A 2,360-nucleotide genomic window follows, 5' to 3' on the forward strand; every position below is an offset into this window, starting at 1 on the left:
GAGTTAGAAATTGCATTGCGAATTTCCATTTTTTGGGCTTTTTGGGGAACATAGTTTAAATCACAATCTTCATCTGCTTCTTCAAGGTTGATGGTTGGATGAATGATATGATGATATATTCCCAAGACAGTTGCTGCTGCTTCCATAGCCCCAGCTGCTCCTAAAAGATGACCAATCATAGATTTGGTTGAACTAATTTTTAATTGATAGGCACTATCGGCAAAAACCTTTTTAATTGCCAGTGATTCCATCTTATCATTTAACGGTGTTGATGTTCCATGAGCATTGATATAATCGATATCCTCAATCCGAAGTCCGGCGTCATGAATGGCATAAAGCATAGAACGAGCCGCTCCTTCACCTTCTGGATCGGGTGCAGTTATGTGGTAAGCATCACAGCTGGCACCATATCCTTTCAACTCAGCATAGATCGTAGCACTTCTCCGTTCTGCTGATTCTTTCGTTTCTAAAATCAACGCTGCTGCCCCCTCGGCCATAACAAAACCATCCCGATTTTTATCAAAGGGTCGTGAAGCTTTTTTTGGTTCTTGATTATAGGTAGAAAGGGCTTTCATCGAACAAAAACCGGCTAAGGCAAGTGGTGTAATTGATGCTTCCGAACCAACTGCCACCATTAAGTCAGCATCACCTCGTTGTAATATTCGGAAGGCTTCTCCAATCGCATGAGTGGATGCCTCGCAGGCAGTTGATACGCAGCTATTTGGGCCCTTTAACCCCAACTGTATGGCTACGTTTGCTGCTCCCATATTAACAATCATCATCGGAATAAAAAAAGGACTAACCTTTTGTGGACCACGATTCATTAATACCTCATGCTGTTCTTCAAAAGTAAAAATTCCACCGATCCCCGAACCCAATATAACACCCGAACGCTCGTGATTGAGCTTATCTAAATTTATTTGTGAATCCTGAAAAGCCATGATGGAAGCACTTACAGCAAATTGAGAAAAGCGATCCATTCTGCGAGCGTCTTTGCGAGGTAAATAATCATCGCAATTAAAGTCTTTTACCTCTCCCGCTATTTGGCTATCATATGAACTGGCATCAAATCTCTTAATGGTATCAATTCCCGATTCTCCATTAATCAGGGCTTGCCAAAATTTTTCTTTTCCAATTCCTATTGGGCTAACTACCCCAATTCCGGTAACCAAGACTCTTCTATCCAAAGTTGAAACCTCCCTTACCATCGAATAAGAGCTGAACCCCAAGTCAAGCCTGCACCAAAACCAACTAACAATATAATGTCTCCTTCCTGGATTCGATTTTCTTGAACTGCTTCAAAGAGTGCCAAAGGTATCGAGGCAGAGGAAGTGTTTGCATATTTATGAATGTTTACAAAGATACGATCTTCGACAATGCCAAGACGTTTCGCAGCTGATTTGATGATCCTTATATTAGCCTGATGGGGGATAAATAAATTGACATCTTCAATCTTTATCTTCCCCTTTTCTAAAACTTTCAGCGAAGCCTCTTCCATAATTTTTACGGCAAATTTAAAGACTTCATTTCCTGCCATTTTTATATAATGGAGTCGATTTTGAACGGTATCAATTGAGGCTGGCATACGGGAAATACCGGCTGGAACTTCAATATAGTTAGCTCCTCCTCCATCAGCACCTAAATGGGTTGAAATAATACCCGGTTTTTCTCCCAGACCTAACACAGCTGCTCCGGCTCCATCACCAAATAGCACACAGGTCGCTCTATCTTCCCAATCGAGAATTTTCGATAAAGTTTCGGCTCCAACCACTAAAGCGAAATTCCCACCCCCGGCGGAAAGATACTTTTCTGCAATGGAAAGAGCATAAACAAAACTAGTACAGCCAGCTTCCAGGTCAAAACAAGCAGCTTTTTCTGCACCCAATTCACGTTGGAGAATACAGGCCGTCGCTGGGAAAAGCATATCGGGAGTGACAGTAGCAACTATAATCAAATCAAGGTCAGATGATTTTACCTGGGCTTTTTTCAGAGCTATTCGTGCCGCTTCAATTGCCAACATAGATGTGGTTTCATTTTCCGAAGCAATTCTCCGCTCTCGTATGCCGCTTCGACTGACGATCCATTCATCACTGGTGTCTACTATTTTTTCCAAATCAAAATTGGTTATAACTTTTTGGGGAACACCTGCTCCAACTCCCAGTATTTTCACCGGTCGATTATTCAAATCACTTCCTCCTTCTTTTCAACGAGTGAAAAACCTATTTCTCCCTCGGCTACTATAGTTTCATTGACCTTCGCTATGCAGTTTAACTTACCCATTCTCTTACGAATCTTAAGAAGCTCTACCTTAATAATTAATTGGTCGCCCGGGACAACCGGTTTTCTAATTTTCACCCTAT

General features: G+C 41.7%; 2 protein-coding genes. Both read right to left on the reverse strand.

Annotated elements, in window-relative coordinates; translation table 11 throughout:
• Positions 1-1,187: beta-ketoacyl-ACP synthase II (fabF, locus tag PLK24_RS10840; RefSeq protein WP_324479040.1), on the reverse strand; the 1,187-nt coding region annotated here is incomplete at its 3' end.
• 14 nt (positions 1,188-1,201) lie between these two features.
• The gene (locus PLK24_RS10845; RefSeq protein WP_324479042.1) at positions 1,202-2,185 is read right to left on the reverse strand and encodes a beta-ketoacyl-ACP synthase III; all 984 of its coding nucleotides are present in this window, start codon (positions 2,183-2,185) and stop codon (positions 1,202-1,204) included.
• Positions 2,186-2,360 lie beyond the last annotated feature (175 nt).

The organism is Atribacter sp. (genome assembly GCF_035418125.1).
GTDB lineage: Bacteria > Atribacterota > Atribacteria > Atribacterales > Atribacteraceae > Atribacter > Atribacter allofermentans.